Origin of the sequence: Eubacterium segne, assembly GCF_014287775.1 — a bacterium.
GTDB lineage: Bacteria > Bacillota > Clostridia > Lachnospirales > Lachnospiraceae > Eubacterium_G > Eubacterium_G segne.
The window spans coordinates 1-20,182 of the sequence record NZ_JACOOZ010000009.1; the positions used below are offsets into that span (position 1 = coordinate 1).

The 20,182-nt window shown below is 34.7% G+C and carries 12 protein-coding genes; 11 read left to right on the plus strand and 1 reads right to left on the minus strand.

Annotation, left to right across the window (positions count from 1 at the left end):
* Positions 1–141: 141 nt before the first annotated feature.
* From H8S00_RS11610 to H8S00_RS11620, 3 genes are read left to right on the plus strand one after another with little or no spacing between them, the layout of a single operon-like run.
* Positions 142–903, plus strand: coding sequence for an ABC transporter ATP-binding protein (locus H8S00_RS11610; RefSeq protein ID WP_118589714.1), 762 nt, complete (start codon positions 142–144; stop codon positions 901–903).
* Positions 903–2,084 carry an ABC transporter permease gene (locus H8S00_RS11615; protein WP_118589713.1) on the plus strand — a complete coding sequence of 394 codons (1,182 nt, stop codon included), beginning with the start codon at positions 903–905 and terminating at the stop codon, positions 2,082–2,084. Before H8S00_RS11610 ends, H8S00_RS11615 begins: the two co-directional genes overlap by 1 nt.
* Complete coding sequence (locus tag H8S00_RS11620) at positions 2,071–3,219, plus strand: ABC transporter permease (protein ID WP_118589712.1); 1,149 nt, start codon at positions 2,071–2,073, stop codon at positions 3,217–3,219. The genes H8S00_RS11615 and H8S00_RS11620 overlap by 14 nt, the downstream gene beginning before the upstream one ends.
* A gap of 102 nt (positions 3,220–3,321) precedes the next feature.
* Here H8S00_RS11620 and H8S00_RS11625 read toward each other — a convergent pair whose 3' ends face one another.
* The gene (locus tag H8S00_RS11625) at positions 3,322–3,516 is read right to left on the minus strand and encodes a PF20097 family protein (RefSeq protein WP_118589711.1); all 195 of its coding nucleotides are present in this window, start codon (positions 3,514–3,516) and stop codon (positions 3,322–3,324) included.
* 213 nt (positions 3,517–3,729) lie between these two features.
* Here H8S00_RS11625 and H8S00_RS11630 point away from each other — a divergent pair, with 213 nt between their 5' ends.
* From H8S00_RS11630 to H8S00_RS11665, 8 genes are all read left to right on the plus strand, one after another.
* On the plus strand, positions 3,730–5,943 hold the full coding sequence (locus H8S00_RS11630) for a CAP domain-containing protein (RefSeq protein ID WP_186840608.1): 2,214 nt from the start codon (positions 3,730–3,732) through the stop codon (positions 5,941–5,943).
* Positions 5,944–5,988: 45 nt separating this feature from the next.
* On the plus strand, positions 5,989–9,177 hold the full coding sequence (locus H8S00_RS11635; RefSeq protein WP_186840609.1) for a lectin like domain-containing protein: 3,189 nt from the start codon (positions 5,989–5,991) through the stop codon (positions 9,175–9,177).
* 160 nt (positions 9,178–9,337) lie between these two features.
* Positions 9,338–11,917, plus strand: coding sequence for a type I restriction-modification system subunit M (locus tag H8S00_RS11640; RefSeq protein ID WP_186840610.1), 2,580 nt, complete (start codon positions 9,338–9,340; stop codon positions 11,915–11,917).
* On the plus strand, positions 11,917–13,167 hold the full coding sequence (locus H8S00_RS13860) for a restriction endonuclease subunit S (protein ID WP_243169593.1): 1,251 nt from the start codon (positions 11,917–11,919) through the stop codon (positions 13,165–13,167). Before H8S00_RS11640 ends, H8S00_RS13860 begins: the two co-directional genes overlap by 1 nt.
* A gap of 73 nt (positions 13,168–13,240) precedes the next feature.
* The gene (locus tag H8S00_RS11650; RefSeq protein ID WP_279287369.1) at positions 13,241–17,020 is read left to right on the plus strand and encodes a type I restriction endonuclease subunit R, EcoR124 family; all 3,780 of its coding nucleotides are present in this window, start codon (positions 13,241–13,243) and stop codon (positions 17,018–17,020) included.
* A gap of 74 nt (positions 17,021–17,094) precedes the next feature.
* Positions 17,095–18,039 carry a site-specific integrase gene (locus H8S00_RS11655; RefSeq protein WP_186840612.1) on the plus strand — a complete coding sequence of 315 codons (945 nt, stop codon included), beginning with the start codon at positions 17,095–17,097 and terminating at the stop codon, positions 18,037–18,039.
* A gap of 222 nt (positions 18,040–18,261) precedes the next feature.
* Positions 18,262–18,504 (plus strand): CAP domain-containing protein, encoded by a 243-nt coding sequence (locus H8S00_RS11660; RefSeq protein ID WP_494545896.1) that lies wholly within the window; start codon positions 18,262–18,264, stop codon positions 18,502–18,504.
* Positions 18,505–18,691: 187 nt separating this feature from the next.
* A complete protein-coding gene (locus H8S00_RS11665) occupies positions 18,692–20,176 on the plus strand; it encodes an AAA family ATPase (protein WP_021952570.1) in 1,485 nt (494 codons plus the stop codon).
* The last annotated feature ends 6 nt before the right edge of the window (positions 20,177–20,182 follow it).

The following is a 20,182-nucleotide window of genomic DNA, read 5'->3' on the forward strand; positions in this document are numbered from 1 at the left end:
AAAGTTGATTTCGTCGTTGACATTATACCAAAAAAGGGAGGTCAATGCTCTTTTTATTGCAAACTCCCTAAAAATAAAGGTTTTATAAAGAAAATAGGGTAGTAAATTTGACACTACCATAAAACAAGGAGAGATTCGCATATGGAAAAAGTAATTGAAGTTAGCAATTTAACAAAGGAATACAAGGAAAAAAAGGCGGTTGATAATTTATCCTTTGATGTATACGAAGGGGAAATTTTAGGGCTTTTAGGCCCCAATGGCAGTGGAAAAAGTACAACAATCAATTCTATTTTGGCACTGCTAAAGTATCAGGGAGGCAGTATAAAAATTTTCGGGGAGGAAATGAAACCGGACTCTTATGACATAAAGGCAAAAATAGGTGTAATTTTTCAGGATGTTGCAGTGTTTAACGAATTAAACGTATATGACAACATCAACTATTTTTGTGGCTTGTACATTAAAGATAAAAATACCAGAAAGCAGTATGTGGAAGATGCAATTAATTTAGTAGGTCTTGGGGAATTTAAAAAATACCTGCCAAAGCAGTTATCAGGAGGTCTTTTAAGGAGACTTAATATTGCCTGCGGAATTGCCCACAAGCCAAAGCTGATTTTTTTAGATGAACCTACAGTTGCCGTTGACCCTCAAAGCAGAAATAATATTTTAGACGGTATTAAAAAGTTAAGGGATAATGGGGCAACTATTGTTTACACAACTCATTACATGGAAGAAGTAGAAATCCTTTGCGACAGAATTATTATTTTGGACAAAGGAAAAATAATTGCTCAGGGAACAAGTGAAGAATTAAAGAAAGAGGCTAACATAGAAGAGAAGATACAGCGTGTAGGGCCTACATTAAATGATGTATTTTTAAAACTTACAGGAAAGGAATTAAGAGACTAATGTTTTTACATAATTTAAAATATACAATTAAAACATTGTTTAAAAATAAAATACTAATCTTCTGGACTTTCGCCTTTCCTATTATTCTTGGAATATTTTTTAATATGGCATTTTCTAACATAGAAAAAGATGAAAAATTAAAGGTGTTTGACATTGCCGTAGTTAATGACAGCCAGTTTGAAAATCAGAAAATATATCAGGAGGCATTAAAAGAACTGTCAGCTGATGACAGCGAGAATAAGCTGTTTAACATTAAATATGTTAAAAAAGAAAAGGCGGATTCACTTTTAGATGATTCAGATATAGAAGGTTATATTATATTTAAAAACGAAGAGCCACAGGTGGTGGTAAAGAAAAACGGAACATACCAGACTTTAATTAGGTTTGTTGTAACAGAAATAGGGCAGAACAAGGCTATTATAGAGGATTTAACTAAGAAAACCGTTGAAAATGAAATAGCAAAGGGAAGCACATCATTTGACCCGGAAAAAATTGCCAAAGACATATTGGAAAAGATAAATAATGGACAGGTCAATATGAAAAATATTTCTGCCTCTAATTTAAGCTATATGCAAATTGAATTTTATACCCTTATAGCTATGACGTGTATGTATTGTGGAATGTTAGGACTGACGGCAATTAATAACTGTCTGGCGAATATGAGCAGCAAAGGAAAGAGAATTTCAGTTTCACCTAATAAGAAAAGCATAATTGTTTTAAGCTCGGCAATAGGCTCGTATCTTGTAAGCATGGTGGGAATTGCTATTTTAATACTGTTTTTAAGATTTGTTCTAAAAGTTGATTTTGGAGACAATACCCCTCTTGTGATTCTGCTTTCAGCAGTGGGAGATTTGGCAGGCATTTCAATGGGAGTTTTAATTGCTTCGGTATTTAGGGTGTCAGAGGGAGCAAAAACAGGAATAACCATAGCCATTACTATGTTTTTGTCGGTACTATCAGGTATGATGGGAGTTACTCTCAAGTATGTAATTGACAAAAACGTGCCGGTTATAAATCTGATTAATCCTAACAATTTAATTACAGACGGATTTTATTCACTGTATTATTACGATACATTAGACAGATATTTAAGGGATGTTACATACTTACTGGTATTTGTTGTAATCTGCCTGACAATTTCTTTCATAAGTTTAAGGAGGGAAAAGTATGACAGTATTTAAAACAATTCTTAAAATTTTAAATAAATTAAAGGGAATGCTGATTTTATATACGGTAATGTTAGTTGCCATTACAGCCATAAATCAGTCGGCAGGCAACAGCACCACTAATTTTGAAGAGTCAAAACCGGATATTTTAATTGTAAATAATGACAATAACAACACTGTTACTGAAGGATTTGTAGATTATGTCAGCAAACATTGTAAAATAGCGGGCATAGATACAAAGGACAAGGAAAAGATGGATGATGCACTTTTCTACAGAGATGTAAATTTTGTGATTTATATACCAAAAAAATTTGGGGAAGATTTGTTAAATGGCAAAAATCCGGAAATTAAATACAAAACAACAGGAGACGAGTATGCATCTTACAGCGAAATGCTGGTGGAAAAATACATAAAGACAGTGCTGGTTTATAAAGATTACTATAGTGGAAGTGAATTAGTAAGGAAGGTAAATAGTGCTGTGGAAACTGAGGCTAAAGTTACGATTAAAAGTTCTCTTGATACTTCAAAGTTAGGAAGCATGACCAGTTACTTTAATTTCCTAAATTACGCTCTTTTAGCCGGATGCGTGTATTGCATTAGCATGATTTTAGCCAGTATTAATGAAGAAAATGTTAGAAAACGAACCATTATCAGTAGCTTCAGCTACAAAAAATATAATAGAATTGTATTATTTTCAAATGCCATTGTTATTCTGGCAATGTGGGTGTTATATATGATTTTAAGTGCTATTCTCTTTAAAAATTCAATGTTTACATCAAATGGTCTGGCATATGTAATAAATTCTTTTATATTTGCCATATGTAGTCTGACAATTGGATTTTTAATAGGAAACATTACTCAAAACAAAAATGCCATAGGCGGCATAGTAAATGTAATTGCTCTTGGAACTTCATTTTTGTGCGGTTGTTTCGTACCTTTTGAATATATGCCGGACTATGTACTAAAAATAGCCCATGTTCTTCCAACATATTATTTTGTGGAAAACAATGAGTTGATAAAAAGTATGGAAACATTGGACTTTAACGGAATAAAACCGTTGCTTATTAATGGTGGGATTGTTATAGGATTTAGTGTGGCATTTATAATTCTGACAAATCTTGTAAGCAGGAAAAAGCAGGTAGTTGGTTAAATGAAAAAATTTAGTGGCAGTGAAAGGACAGTTTCTATCAGGTAGAAATCATTCTTTTGCTGCCACTGTTTTTTTTTATCAATATAAACTTCGGAAATATAATTATACCTCCGTATTAATATCAATAATAATTTTATTACATCCCCTACATAAATAAGCATCAACATAAGTCTGGGTTAAAAAACTGGTGAGTTTTACGTTTTTTGAACGACGTTCATTAGATTTCCATTTTAACGCATATCTGTCTTGCTTCAGTTTACCTTCTTCCATTTTAGCATTACAATACGGACATTCCATAATTATTCACCTCCTGTAGTTTCAAATTATCATAGGAATAAAAAATTACCTTTAATTTATGTTTAAAGAGTACCATTGGAAAAATTTATTGTCAATAATAGTCGTTGCTTAAAGAAATTCTAGATAATATAATATATAAGAGAACTATGGTTGAGGTCAGCAGAAAAGAACCTGAAGTAAAATAAATAAAAGTTACATAGGAAAGGAAAAGTTATGAAAAATAAGCTTAAGTTAAACGGAATTTTATTAATATTAGCATTATTGGTTGTATGTACAATAACAGCAGCTAACATGGCTAAGGCAGCAGGAACGGTGGTATATGATTATAACAACACCACATTTGGACAAAGGACCAAAGATGATGTGGCAGCAGAGTATTCAAAGGCAAAAAATGCAGGGGAGACGTATGGTGACGGGCAGGAATCTACGTATTATTCCACACCGGCATCCATAGAGGCACCATACAATCAGGGAATTTTAACAGATGATACATTAGCTTCTATGGAGGCAATGACTAATTTTTACAGATATCTTACAGGGGCAAAGCCTCTTTTGAAAAAATGCGTTCAAAATGAGTCATTGCAGTATCAGGCTTTAGATAGAAACTTTCAATTTGACCATTATATAAGTAATAGCAGTAAGCCAGATGACATGGATGATGAATTGTGGCAAAAAGGTTTTAATCTTGACCATAATATACTTGCCATGTATGCAACTCCTTTCGGTTCAATTACCAGTTGGATGAATGAAGGATATAGTCTGTCAAATGGAACATGGGATACAACAGGACACAGAATGGCATTGATTTCACCTCAATATTCAAGTGTCCAGTTTGGATATAGCGGACATGTTTCCATTGGAAAAATATGTGAAAGCAGGAATACCGAATACACAGAGCCTTTTTCAGCATTTCCGGCAGCAGGTTATATGCCTGATAATGTTGTGTATCCTGATGAATGTGTATGGTCAACTTATTTAAATAAAGATTATGTAAAGGTTCAGAACCCAGGGAATGTTTTAATTACGGTAAAGAATCTTACAACAGGAGAAAGCTATATATGTAAATCTTCGGATTCTACCGCTAGTATATCTACTTCAACTATTGATTTTGTTCAGCCTAAAGATGCAACAAATCATAAATATGTAGATAATTATAGTGTTACCATAACCGGGTTAAAAGATGTAAAAACAGGCGATGATGCCACAATAAAATATGAAGTGAAATTTTTTGATGTGTCACAGCTGGCACAATCTTATGTAAAGAGTGTATCACCGGAGGGCTTTTCTAAATTAGTTGTTTATAAGAGTATGAATGATACAGAGAGTCTTAAAAAAATAGCAGCAGTATTACCTAAAAAGGTAAAGATTGTGGCAGACAGTGGCTTAGAAGCAACAGTTGGTTTAAAGGGTGACTGGGTTTTAGATGAAAAAAATAAATGCTACACAAATGAGGCAAAACCGGAGAATTTGCCGGGAAATATTTCGGATAAATTAGGTATACTTAAAAAGATTTCAGTAACCTATGAGATATCAGATGACGGATATGATGCCTACAACAGGATTGGCATAAAAGGTACGGTAGCAGAAGGTAATACTGTAAAAATGTATGTTTACAGAACTATGATGTCTGCGCAGCATAGTAAGATTTTTAAAATTAATAATAAGGGAAATGGAATTTATTCAGGCATTGAAAAGTTTGACAGATATACATCAAAGGAATTTGATGCAGAGGAGAGTTCCAAAACAGAGTATCCTTATGATTATTATAATTTTGGCCCGTTAAAGGCTTCAGACAGTGGTGAGTACATTTCCATTTATTATTCTGATGACGAATATTTTAAAGAGGCTTATGTATCTGTATCAATTGTGAACATTAATATAAAGTCGACAGAAACAACAGAACCGGGAACAACAGAACCGGGAACAACAGAGCCGGGAACGACAGAGCCGGGAACGACAGAACCGGGAACAACAAAACCGGAGCCGGGAACGACAGAACCGGGAACAACAGAACCGGGAACCACAGAGCCGGGAACAACAAAACCGGAGCCGGGAACGACGGAGCCGGGAACGACGGAACCGGGAACAACAGAGCCGGGAACCACAGAACCGGGAACAGTGAAACCGACAAACACTAAAAAAGATCAAAAGGTATCAAAATTCAAAAAAAACAAACCAACCTTAAAAGTTAAGGCGAAGAAGAAAAGAGTAAAACTTCTAATTGGTAAGGTGGTTGGTGCCACAAAATATCAGGTTAGATACAAACAGGGTAAAAAGTGGAAAACAAAGTATACCAAGAGCAGAGCTTTGACAATAAAGAAGCTTAAAAGCAAAAAGAAAGTAAAAATTCAGGTAAGAGCTGTGATGGTATATGAAAAAAAGAAGGTATATGGTTTGTGGGTGAAGAAAAGCGTAAGGGTGAAATAATATAATTGAGCCGGTTATTAATCATTGCAGGTTAAAGGAGCATATATGAAGAGAGCTGTAAGTTTATTTTTAATTGTTGTTATGGCATTTTCTATTATACCAAATGGAATTGTATTGGCAGGTAATGATAAAATATCTAATCATGATGTTATAGATACAGTGGCTGAAATTGCCACCAGGGATAAATATGATGGAAGGGATTATGGAATAATAACACCGGTTAAGGACCAGGGAAATAGTAACCTTTGCTGGGCATATTCATCCATGGCGGTAGCCGAGGCTTCAATACTGAAATCAGGGATTGATAAAACCGTTACTAAGGATACTTTATCACTAAATCCTGTTGCGGCAGCTTACAGAGTGTACAAAAGGGAGGCTGATCCGCTGGGAAATACGGGTGGAGATTGGCAGTCGGTGGATTATACCCAAAAGGCGGGGGATCCACTGAAAATTGTTAAGTTGTGTTCTATGTGGTGGGCTCCCGTTAAAGGAAATGATGCAACGGTTAATCCCTATGAAAATCCTGCATATAGATTTGAAAATGCATTTTATATTCCGGATAACAGTGGAGATTCTGAACAGTATATAAAATCCGTAAAAGAGGCTATTGCAAAATATGGCGGGGTAACTTTTCAGTACAATAATTTAAGAGAAACAACCTATTATAATCCTAAAAATGAAAAAGGTACGGAAATATCACCTCATGCATGCACCATAATTGGTTGGGATGATAATATTCCGGCAGAAAATTTTGTGCCGGGAGGTGCTAAAAGAAACGGTGGCTGGCTTGTGAAAAACAGTTACAAAAGTCAGGAATATTTCTGGCTTTCCTACGATAATACAAGCTCATGTTCATACGCCTTTACTTTTGCACCTAAGGAGAAATACGATTACAATTATTATTATGATGGAGGAATGGATGACTTTGCGTTGCGAAATGATAAGGTAATGGCAAATGTTTTTAAGGCGCAAAAGGGTGGAACAAATGGCAAGGACGAATACATTAAAGCTGTAAATGTTGCTGTAAGCGGTGAAAATGTTAAGGTTGAAGTTAAGGTATATAAAAATATTGACAATCCTTATGGTGGTCAGGAAAATGTTCCTACATCCGGTGGATATGAGGCGGCAACAACTTCTGCAACCTATGAACATGGCGGATATGTAACGGTGGAACTGGATTCTCCGGTGAAAGTGGAAAAAGATGAATGGTTTTCCACAGTAGTTAAGGTATCAAATGACAAAGGCGATGCTAAAATCATGACATCATACAAAAATTCCAAGGAAATGTCCTATGTTGGAGGTGAAAACAACTGGTCAAATTTAAAAAATTATGTAGGAAGAATTAAGGTATATACAAAGTTAGAGGACAAACAGCAGGAGCAGTCAAAAACAACAGGGAACTTTACCAATTTAGTTGTAATGGCACGTTTTGATGATGAAGAGGAATTTACCGATACATTGTATCAGGGAACTTCCGTAAGAAAGTTAACGGATAATTCTTATAATACAGGATTTTATAGCGTATCGGATTACTACAGGAATGTGTCCAATAACAATTTACAGATAGATAACCTATATTTATTTAATAAGGGCGGTTCCATTAAATTATCTAAAAAGCGTGGCTATTATGCTGAGTATAGTGATGAAAATCCTATAGGTTACACTAATGAAAGTGAACGTATGCAGCGTATGTATGAACTGAAAGAAGACTGGTCTGAAGCAATAAACAATGCAATTGCTCAGGGCAATAAAATTACAAATTATGATGGAACCAAAACATATGGCTTTGATGATTTGGATAAAAACAATGATGGCAAAATAGATGCCATTACAATAATATACAAAAACACAACTCAGAAAATATCGGTAAGTTGGGCATCACCTTTATGGAATTATAAGGATTATTGGGGAGATGTCACCATTAATACCGGTACAAAAACATTAACAAGCGGATATTACGTGCAGCTGACTAATTCCTATGATTATCTTTATAAAAGTAGTGATAATAATCTTATGTTTTCAATAGGTGTTGCAGCTCATGAAATGGGTCATATTCTTGGATTGAAAGACCTTTATAATTCCACAGGCAGTTCCCCGGTTTACTATATGTCTGCAATGGCAAAACATTTGTCACCATTGCCTCAGTTTATTTCTTTAAAGGAAAGAGAGGCGAAGGGATGGATTACCGGTGATAATTTAAAGACCATTAAATCAAAGGGAGAGTATACATTAAAGGCATCAGGAACCTTTGGAACATCTGATATAGTGGGATATAAATTAAATATAAAAGGTACAAACAAAACTTTATATTTAGAATATAGAAATTTTGGTGAAAACGGAAATAAATATGATTGTCAGTCAAGGGACTTTTATAAGGCAGACGGAACTAAGTTAAAGGGTTTATCCATTACATCAGGACTGGTATGTTATGTGGCAGACAAAGAAACAAAATTCCCTAATAATATGAATTGTACTACCTCAAAATGGAATTATGAGGTTTTAGGTGGAGTATACTCCACGAAATCAGACGCCCCGTTAAAAGAAAATCAGGAAATGGATATTTATGATAAAATAAATGTACACGTAACGGAAATAAGTGGTGATACATTAAAGTTTGAGATAGATGGAGATTTTGAGGAGGTAGCGGAAGAAACAAGCAGCCAGCCGGAGACGGAAACAGAGAGTGAAACAGAAACAAGTGGTCAGCCGGAGACGGAAACAGAGAGTGAAACAGCAACAAGTAGCCAACCGGAGACGGAAACAACCACGGAAAAGGAAAGTGTCTCTGAGTCGTCAACAGTTATAGAGCCGGAAAAAGATACGACGGAACCGGAAACAGTAACGGAGGTAGAACCTACTACAACACTAGAGGCACCAAAAGAATCTGTCACAGCGAAACCAGAGCAGACAACTCCTAAAGTTACCATTGAAACAACAACGATTAGAAAAAATCAGACTGTATCAAAGTTCAAAAAAAGAAAACCAACTTTAAAAGTTAAGGCGAAGAAGAAAAGTGTAAAACTTCTAATTGGTAAGATAGTTGGTGCCACAAAATATCAGGTTAGATACAAACAGGGTAAAAAGTGGAAAATAAAGTATACCAAGAACAGAGCTCTGACAATAAAGAAGCTTAAAAGCAAAAAGAAAGTAAAAATTCAGGTAAGAGCCGTGATGGTATATGGAAAAAAGAAGGTATATGGTTTGTGGGTGAAGAAAAGCGTAAGGGTGAAATAGGAAGGATAGAAAGAACCGGGTATTGTTGCCTGGTTCTTTCTTTTTAGAGTTTTTTTGCAACAAAAGGCAATAAAAAAACAAAAAAGCTACTTTTGTGATAAAATACTTTTATACGTTTCTGTACGGTGAAAGAATAACAAAATATAAAGGAGTTTTGAAAATGAATAAACAACAATTAGCAGCTAAGATATGGGAATCTGCAAATAAGATGAGATCAAAAATAGAAGCTAACGAATACAAAGATTATATTTTAGGCTTTATTTTTTATAAGTATCTTTCTGAAAAAGAGGAAAAGTGGTTACATGAAATTGATTATCAGGATGAGGATATCAAGCAGTACGTTAATGAGGAAGATGGGGATTTGGTGCATAACGCACACACAAAACTTGGATATTTCATATCATATGAAGATTTATTTTCTACCTGGATAAATATGGGTTCTGATTTTAGTGTAGACAATGTTAGAACGGCATTGTCCTCATTCTCAAGATTAATTTCACCTTCACATAAAAAAGTGTTTGAAGGTATTTTTGCAACACTTGAGACAGGACTTAGCAAATTAGGGGATAATACAAAGTCTCAGACAAAAGCAATTAGCGATTTAATACATTTGATTAATGATATACCGATGGACGGTAAACAGGATTACGATGTACTTGGTTTTATTTATGAATATTTGATTAGCCAGTTCGCAGCTAATGCGGGTAAAAAAGCGGGGGAATTTTATACACCTCATGAAGTTTCTTTGATGATGTCAGAAATTGTTGCAAATCACTTAAAAGGGCATAATGAGATTAAAATTTATGATCCAACATCAGGCTCGGGTTCTTTGTTAATTAATATTGGATGTGCCGTTTCTAAATATATGGATAAGAAAGACAATATTCGATATTATGCACAGGAATTAAAGGCTAATACATATAACCTTACAAGAATGAATTTGGTAATGAGGGGAATTATTCCAGACAATATAGTTACCAGAAATGGTGATACTTTAGAGGAAGATTGGCCGTATTTTGATGAGACAGATCCGGTTGCAACTTATGACCCGTTATATGTGGATGCAGTAGTAAGTAACCCACCGTATTCACAGAACTGGGAACCGTCGGGGAAAGAAAATGATCCTCGTTATTCAAGATATGGGCTGGCTCCAAAATCTAAGGCAGATTATGCTTTCTTATTACATGACTTATATCACTTGAAACCAGATGGAATAATGACAATTGTTTTGCCACATGGTGTCCTTTTTAGAGGAGGAGAAGAAGGTGAAATAAGAAAAAACTTAATTGAACAGAACAATATAGATGCTATTATTGGATTACCTGCAAATATTTTCTTTGGAACGGGTATACCAACAATTGTTATGGTGCTTAGACAAAAGAGAGAAAATACGGATGTTTTAATAATCGATGCGTCTAAGGGATTTACAAAAGAAGGAAAGAATAACAAATTACGTCCATGTGATATTAAAAAAATCACAGATACTGTAAAAGGACGTTTAGATATTGATAAGTATTCGAGAAAAGTAAGTAAAGAAGAAATTAGGGCAAATGATTATAACTTAAATATTCCAAGATATGTTGATTCATCCGAAGAAACAGAATCATGGGATATATATTCAATAATGTTTGGAGGCATCCCGGAAAATGAAATTAAACAATTAGATAAATTCTGGAAAGAGTTCCCGACATTAAAGGAAGAACTATTTCAGTCTAATGGTAGTCATGCTTCAATAAAGGTGGAAAATATAAAGAAGGCTGTTGAAGATAACAATGATGTAAGAAAATTTGTGAATGAATATAAGACCACTTTCGCAGGTTTTAGAGATGAATTAAAAGAAAAATTAATAGATAACGTAAGTCAAATTCAAATAATGATGGAAGAGGACAGAATATCTGAAGATATACTTGGAAGATTTAATAATGTAAAACTGGTTGATAAATATGAGGCATATGAAATCTTTAAGACAAATTATGATTCCATAGCAGGGGATATTGAATTGATACAGGCTGAGGGAAAAGATTCTGTCAGACAGGTAGACCCTAATATGGTTATTAAAAAGAAAAATGGAAAAGACACAGAAGTACAGGAAGGATGGAAGGGACACATTATTCCATTTGAACTTGTTCAGAATACACTGTTAAAGGATGATGTAACTGAAATTGAAAATATGAGGATTCAAATTCAGGAAATATCGTCTAAATATGAAACAATTATTAGTGAATTATCGGAGGATGACAAGGAAATATTAGGTGATGCACTTGGTGAAAACAAAGATGAATTTGTTTTCAAAAACATAAAAAATACTATAAAGTCCTTAAAAATGTACGGTGATTCCGAATACGGAACCTTGATTGATTCACTTAAGGATGTTGAAAAGATGAACAATGAAGAAAAATCGTTAAAGAGTGATGTCAAAAAGTCAGAAGAGCAATTGCAATTAAAGACTAAGGATACAATTGAAAACTTAACAGAAAGTGATGCTGAATACCTTCTTGAGTGTAAATGGATTAATCCAATTATAGAAGGAATTGAATCATTACCTGAAAGCATAATATCTCAGTTTGAGAAAAAGGTAGAAGAATTAACAAAGAAATATCAGGATACATTTGAGGATATAGAACGCGAAATAAAGAAGACAGAAAGTGAACTTTCTAAAATGATGGATGAATTAACTGGTTCTGATGTTGATATGGCAGCTATTGCTGAATTAAAGAAATTCTTTGGAGGTGATTTTTAATGAAAAATGATAAAAAACCAAAGATTAGATTTAAAGGATTTGATGATGATTGGGAACAGCGTAAGTTATCAGAGGTGGTCAAAGAAATCAAGCGGACTGATGAAACATCTAGTGCTCCAGTTATGATGATAACTGCTGAGAATGGATTTATAAATCAATCAGAACGGTATTCAACTAACAATGCAGGGCAAAGTCTAAAGAAGTATATTCTCCTTGAAAAAGGCGAACTAGCTTATAATCACGGAGCCTCTAAATTGCGTCCGTTTGGTTCTTGCTTTTCTTTGACAACAGAAGAAAAAGCTCGAATTCCCTTTGTTTATCACTGTTTTTCTTCTGGTTCAGAAAATGCAGAATTTATGTCTATTGAATTGAATGGAAAAGCAGTTGAAAGCCAGCTTCGACGAATTGTATCATCTGGTGCAAGAATGGATGGGCTGTTAAACATATCATTTCAGGAATATACATCTATACCGATTTTGCTACCTGAAAAAGCTGAACAAGATAAAATAGCGGACTATTTTTGCAGTCTTGACCACCTCATCACCCTTCATCAACGAAAGTGTGATAAGTTGCAAAAAACTAAGAAATCAATGTTGGAAAAGATGTTTCCTCAAAATGAAGCAAAAAAGCCAGAAATTAGATTTAAGGGATTTAATGACGATTGGGAACAGTGTAAGTTATCAGATATTGCTGATAAAGTTACCGAGAAAAATGCAGGACTACAATATATAGAAACATTAACTAATTCTGCTGAGTTTGGAATTATCAGTCAGAGAGATTTTTTTGACCACGATATTTCTAAAATGGCAAGTCTTGATGGGTATTATGTTGTTCGTAACGAGGACTTTGTATATAATCCAAGAATTTCTGTGACTGCACCAGTCGGTCCGATAAATCGCAATAAATTAGGCAGAACTGGCGTAATGTCGCCACTTTATACGGTGTTTCGTCCACACGATATTGACACGACCTACCTTGAGCATTTCTTCAAAAGTAACTATTGGCATTCTTTTATGAATTTTAATGGTGATTCAGGTGCTCGTTCAGATAGATTTTCAATTAAGGACAATGTTTTCTTTGAGATGTCAATACCAACACCAGATATAGAGGAACAGAGAAGAATAGGAAGATATTTAACCAACTTTGACCACCTCATCACCCTTCATCAACGAGAGTTGGAAAAAATGAAATATATCAAAAAGTCAATGCTTGAAAAGATGTTTGTGCAGGAAAATAGGATAATACATTGAAATTGGATAACATATAAAACTACTGAATTACAGTATTAGTGTAAAAATAAATTTATAATAACATATAACTGTCTTGATACTTATTTTTTGCTCAAGATATAGTTATATATCTTGGGAACAGCGTAAGTTCTCAGATGTTGTGACAACTCGCCGTGGGCTAACATACAAACCTTCTGATATTCGGAAAAACGGGGTTCGTGTTCTGCGCTCATCAAATATAGCCGAGGATAGTTTTACACTAAGCGATGAAGATGTTTTTGTTGTGCGTGAAGCCGTTAATATTGACTATGCAAGAGCAAACGACATTCTCATTACCGCTGCAAATGGGTCATCAAGACTTGTTGGAAAACACACGATTATTAGTGGAATCCCGGAAGAATCTGCTGTTCACGGTGGATTTATGCTTCTTGGCACAACGAAAGAACCACACTTTGTAAACGCCTTAATGGGATCATCTTGGTACAGACGGTTTATCGAGTTGTTTGTGGCTGGCGGGAATGGTGCAATCGGTAATCTCAACAAAAATGATTTGGACAATCAAGAAATAGCAATTCCATCAGAAGAAGAGCAAAAGATTATAGGCGCTTTCTTTCGCCAACTTGACCACCTTATCGCCCTTCATCAGAGTGAGCAAATAACAATAAATTATATAAAAAATAGGAGAAAAAGTATGAGCGGATTTAGTAAAGAATTAGAATTTGAAAGTGCACTTATTACTGCACTACAGAGTAATGGATGGGAAAAACAAATTATTAAGAACCCAACAGAAGACCAGCTTATTCAAAACTGGGCTAATATTCTCTTTGAGAATAATAGAGAGATTGACAGACTTAATGATTGTCCGTTGACTCGTGAAGAAATGGATGAATTAATTGAACAGATTAAAAATTTGCGTACACCATTAGCTCTTAATGGATTTATTAATGGTAAGACGGTTTCTATTACCAGAAAAAATCCAGATGATACTTTACATTACGGAAAAGAAGTAAGTTTAAAAATTTATGACAGAATGGAAATAGCTGCCGGACAAAGCAGATATCAGATTGTTGAGCAGCCTATTTTTAAACGACATGAAAAAGTGTTGCAAGACAGACGTGGTGATATCATGCTCTTAATTAACGGAATGCCGGTATTTCATATTGAATTAAAAAGGACCGGGGTTCCTGTTTCGGAAGCAACTAATCAGATAATGAAGTACGCACATGAAGGTGTATTCACTGGTATTTTTTCACTTATACAGATTTTCTTTGCTATGAATCCGGAAGAAACATTATATTTTGCAAATCCGGGACCGGATGGTAGGTTTAATACGGATTTCTTTTTCCATTGGGCAGATTTTAATAATGAACCAATTAATGATTGGAGAGTCATAGCTTCAACTATTTTATCTATTCCACTAGCTCATCAATTGGTAGGTTTCTATACAGTTGCTGATGACTCTGATGGAGTACTTAAGGTTATGAGAAGTTATCAGTATTACGCCGCTAATAGAATTTCCGATTGTGTTTCAAAAAAGGATTGGAAAGATGGAAATCAGTTAGGAGGATATGTTTGGCATACAACAGGTTCCGGAAAGACAATGACATCATTTAAATCAGCTCAATTAATCGCTAATTCTAAAGATGCAGACAAAGTGGTATTTTTAATGGACAGAATCGAGTTGGGAACGCAATCATTAAAAGAGTATAGAGCATTTGCAGATAATGTTGACGATGTTCAGGAAACAGAAGATACAATTATGCTTATTGGAAAATTAAAGAGTATAGATCCGAAAGACACGTTGATAGTTTCCTCAATACAGAAAATGAGCAACATAAAGAAAGATGCTGCGATAAAGATGAGAACTAAAGATCTTGAAGATATGCAGGCAAAACGAATAGTGTTTATAATAGATGAATGCCATAGGTCAACTTTTGGAGAAATGCTTAGTACAATAAAAGAAACATTCCCAAACGCATTATTCTTTGGATTTACAGGAACTCCTGTTTTTACAGAGAACGAAAAAGTAATGAGCACCACAGCAGATATATTTGGTAATGAGTTACATAGATATAGTATTGCTGATGGTATTAGAGATAAAAACGTATTAGGATTTGATCCATCTATGGTGATGGTCTATAAGGATAGGGATATAAGAAATAAGGTTGCACTGTATAAGGCCAAAGCTGAGTCTATTGAAGAAGCGTTACAAGATCCTGAAAAAAGCAAGAAATATTATCACTATATGTCTGATCAGAAAGTTCCTATGGCTGATACATATTTAGATGATGGAACTGTCATAAAGGGAATTGAAAGTTATCTTCCTAGAGAACAGTATGAAAATGATAATTATCAGTATGCCATAGTAGATGACATTGCAGACAATTGGCTTGTAATGAGTAGAAATAACAAGTTTCATGCTATTTTTGCAACAAGTAGTATTCCGGAGGCAATTAGCTATTATAAGAAGTTTAAAGAAAGAATGCCAAAGCTTAAAGTGACCGGATTGTTTGATCCAACAATTGATAATGCAAGTGGTCAGAAATCTTTAGATAAAGAAGATGGATTAAAGGAAATGCTTGAAGATTATAATGAGTTATATGATCAGCATTTTGACATAGGTGGCTATGCATCATTTAAGAAGGATGCATCCGCCAGGTTAGCGCATAAAAAACCATATGAAAGAATTAAACAGGAACAACAGTTAGATTTACTGATTGTAGTTAATCAGATGCTTACGGGATTTGATTCTAAATGGATTAATACCTTGTATTTAGATAAGGTATTAGCATATCAGAATTTAATACAGGCTTTTTCCAGAACAAACAGATTGTTTAATATTAATGAAAAGCCGTTTGGTTCTATTCGCTATTACAGAAAGCCACATACAATGAAGCAGAATATAGAATTAGCAGTTAAATTGTATTCAGGTGACAGACCGGCGGGGCTGTTTGTTGATCACCTTCCACAAAATGTTGAACATATGAATTTGACATTTAAAGAGATGATGGATGTGTTTGCAGGTGCAGGAGTTGCTAACTTAGAAAAACTTCCAGATGATACAACATCAAAGGCTAAGTTTGCTAAATTATTTAGACAGTTTTCAACATATTTGCAGGCCGCAGAAATTCAGGGATTTGATTGGAAAGATATAGTGGATGAGGACGAAGATGACGGAGAAAGCATATACATAAAAGTTTTACCGACAGAAGACATGTACAATATTTTGCTACAAAGATACAAGGAACTTAGAAAAAAGGATTCTGATTCAAGCTCGGATGATGGTGATGACAATGGTGAGATTACATTTGAAATAGATCCATACTTAACAGAGCTAAAAACAGAAACGATAGATTACAATTATATGAATTCAAGATTTGAAAAATGGTTAAAGGCATTGCAGCAACCTAATGTTTCTGAAGAAGAGTTAAATGATACTTTAGAACAATTACATAATTCATTTGCGTTTTTGTCACAGGAAGACCAAAAGATGGCTAATTTGTTTTTACATGACGTTCAAACTGGAGATGCCATACTTCAGGAAGGATTGACTTTGCAGGATTATATTTATCGGTATTCAAATGATGCAAAGCGTTCGCAGATTGAAAGATTGTCAAAATATTTTGGCGTGGATGTTGATCTTGTCAATGCATTATTAAATGCTAATGTTACTAAAGAGAATATTAATGAATATGGTCGATTTGATGCATTGAAGGCCTCAGTAATAAAGGAGGATGCACAGGAATATTTTGCATGTACAGAGGGAGAAAAAATGCCAATGTTTAAGGTTAATAACCGAGTTAATTCATTCTTGGAAGATTTTATTCTTTCAGGTGGAAAAGATATAAAGGAACCTGAAAATTGGGACAGATAGACTGGAAGAAATAGATTACTACATTGTAAAATATAGTTGCTCTTCATCAGTATTAGAAAACAGGAGGATTAAAGATGCTAGATGAAATAAAAGCAACAGATTTAGTAGTAGATTACTATAGGCAATGGATGAGTGTTTATAAGGAAGGGGCAATTAGAGATGTTACTTTTGCAAAATACAGGATGACATTAAAATGGTTGCAAAAACTTATTCCAATAGTTAGGTTGTGCGATTTATCCAGAATTGTGTATCAACAATTAATAAATGATTATGCAGTATATCATGAGAGACAGACAACTATGGATTTTCACCATCAATTAAAAGGTGCTATTCTTGATGCAGTTGATGAGGGACTTATACCTAGGGATCCAACGAGAAAAGTAATAATCAAGGGGAAAACACCTAGAGAAAAAAAGGTTAAATATTTAAATCAGTTTGAACTTCATAACCTGTTAGCAGGTTTAGAACTGGGGAGAGAAGTGAATTGGGATTACTTTATTTTATTGGTGGCAAAGACGGGAATGAGATTTTCAGAGGCTTTGGCACTTACACCAAGCGATTTTGATTTTGCACATCAAAGCCTATCAATCAGCAAGACTTGGGATTATAAGTCTAATGGTGGATTTGCTTTGACTAAGAATAAATCATCTGTTAGAAAAATTCAAATTGATTGGCAGACGGTAATGCAATTTGCAACTCTGACAAAGAATTTAGAACCGGATGAACCTATTTTTGTAAAAAAGATTAATGGTGTATACGAGCAGATATATAATTCAACTATCAATGGAATTCTTAGTAGATATTGTAAGAAACTTGGAATTTCAGAAATTTCAGTACATGGACTTAGGCATACTCATGCGTCTATTTTGTTATATGCAGGGGTGTCAATTGGAAGTGTGGCTAGAAGGCTGGGACATGCAAGTATGACCACAACACAGAAAACGTATTTACATATAATACAGGAACTTGAAAATCAGGATATCGATTTGATTATGAAATCTCTTTCAAATCTTAATTAAATAAGGATACTGGTGAAGAGTGTACAAAGAGTGAAAATAATAAACAACGACGATAATTGTCATCTTCATAGCAACAAGTTATTTACATAATATTTTAGCATCCTCCAAACAATTGCATTAATTCCGTATTTTGTGTATGGTGGAGTCATTTCCAATATGTTATTATTGTTTTGTAACATTTTTGTAACATTTGTGACGCGCCCCATAGAAATGGAGGTATTAATGAAGCAATCAATTATAGCATTTATAATTACAGGTGTTGTTACAATATGTGGAGTAAAATTTATGGGTGCCGGTGAAAACATAGCATGGGGACAGAGAAGCCCTGAAGAAGTAATGAATGGATGGATGAACAGTTCAGGACATAGAGCGAATATTCTAAATTCCAGCTTCAAAAAAATAGGTGTGGTATATTATGTAGGAGCAAACGGAAGGACATATTGGACACAGTTGTTTACTTACTAAAAATTATAATGCATGAGACGAAAACAGATGGTATGGCTCCACCTGTTTTTTTAGCTGGTATATAACACGGTTTTTGCAACAAAATTTTTAGCAAATATCAATCTTCTGGTACAAAAACATATTTGTATATGATAAAATTGTAAGGGAATTTTTGGAATATTAATAATAAAACTAAAGGAGAAAAATTATGCCAGTTTTTGATTTTAAGAATACACCGGATGATAAGAAGAAAAGCGAATGTACTTATACTACATTTCGTTCAAGCGAAAGCGAAGCATCAGCTAATCATCCTATAATGATATTAGATAACAGTGACAGAAAGTGGAAACATCATTCCAGTGGTGTTTTTACCAATCCAAACACAAAAACAGCTTTTGAATTTAATGAAGAAGATGGTACGGTAAGCGCTAATATCCTGAAAATTGATTCAAGATTTGTGAGCCTTCTTAAATGGTTAGGGGAAAATCACATTAGTGTTAGACTGTCAGGAGAAAATCAGAAAGATGGCTATGCTGTTTATAAAATAAGGGAAACAGCTTTTGGTGGTGGCACAAAACTTTCAGCTGAAGATGGCTTTCTTCAGTTTATGATTGAAAGATTATTAGCAAGTAATCCACCAAAAGAGGAAATAGAAGATGAGGATATGGAAGAAGATGGAGACAGCATGAAGCTGACCAGCCTCCAAAGTATTACGGATTTTATGAATTGTGCCGGACGTACATTGCCGGACAATATACGTTTATGGGCAAGGAGAAACTTAGCCGTGGCACGTTCTAATGAAGTGTCCCAGGAGGAAAGACATCATGCCCAAAGAGCCCTTTCCATTATGATGAATATTCAGTGGAAAAACAATTATTTCGAGGCAATTGACCCGGATGAAGCACGTAGAATTTTGGACGAAGAGCTTTATGGAATGGAAAAAGTTAAGCAGAGAATTATAGAAACAATTATTCAGATTAACCGTACTCATACACTTCCGGCATATGGACTTCTTTTAGTTGGGCCGGCAGGAACCGGTAAATCCCAGATTGCTTACGCAGTGGCACGTATTTTGAAGTTGCCGTGGACTACCCTTGATATGAGTTCCATCAATGACCCTGAACAGCTTACAGGTTCATCCCGTATTTATTCCAATGCAAAGCCGGGAATTATTATGGAAGCCTTCTCTATGGCAGGAGAGTCAAATCTGGTATTTATAATTAACGAGTTGGACAAGGCAACGTCAGGAAAAGGTAATGGTAATCCGGCAGATGTACTGCTTACTCTTTTGGATAATCTTGGATTTACGGACAATTATATGGAATGTATGATACCGACCGTTGGTGTTTATCCTATAGCAACTGCCAACGATAAGTCACAAATAAGCGCTCCGCTTATGTCAAGATTTGCAGTAATAGACATACCGGACTACACGCCGGATGAAAAGAGAATTATTTTCTCTCAATTTGCATTGCCTAAGATACTAAAGAAAATTGGTCTTAAGGAAAATGAGTGCATTATGACACCGGAAGCGGTGGATGCAGTTATTGAGATTTATAAAAATACAAGTGGTATCAGGGATTTGGAGCAGGCAGCAGAACATATTACGGCAAATGCGCTTTACCGGATAGAGGTAAATCATGTTAAGTCAGTAACATTTGATGCTGACATGGTTAGAGAATTGTTAGCATAAGGAGGT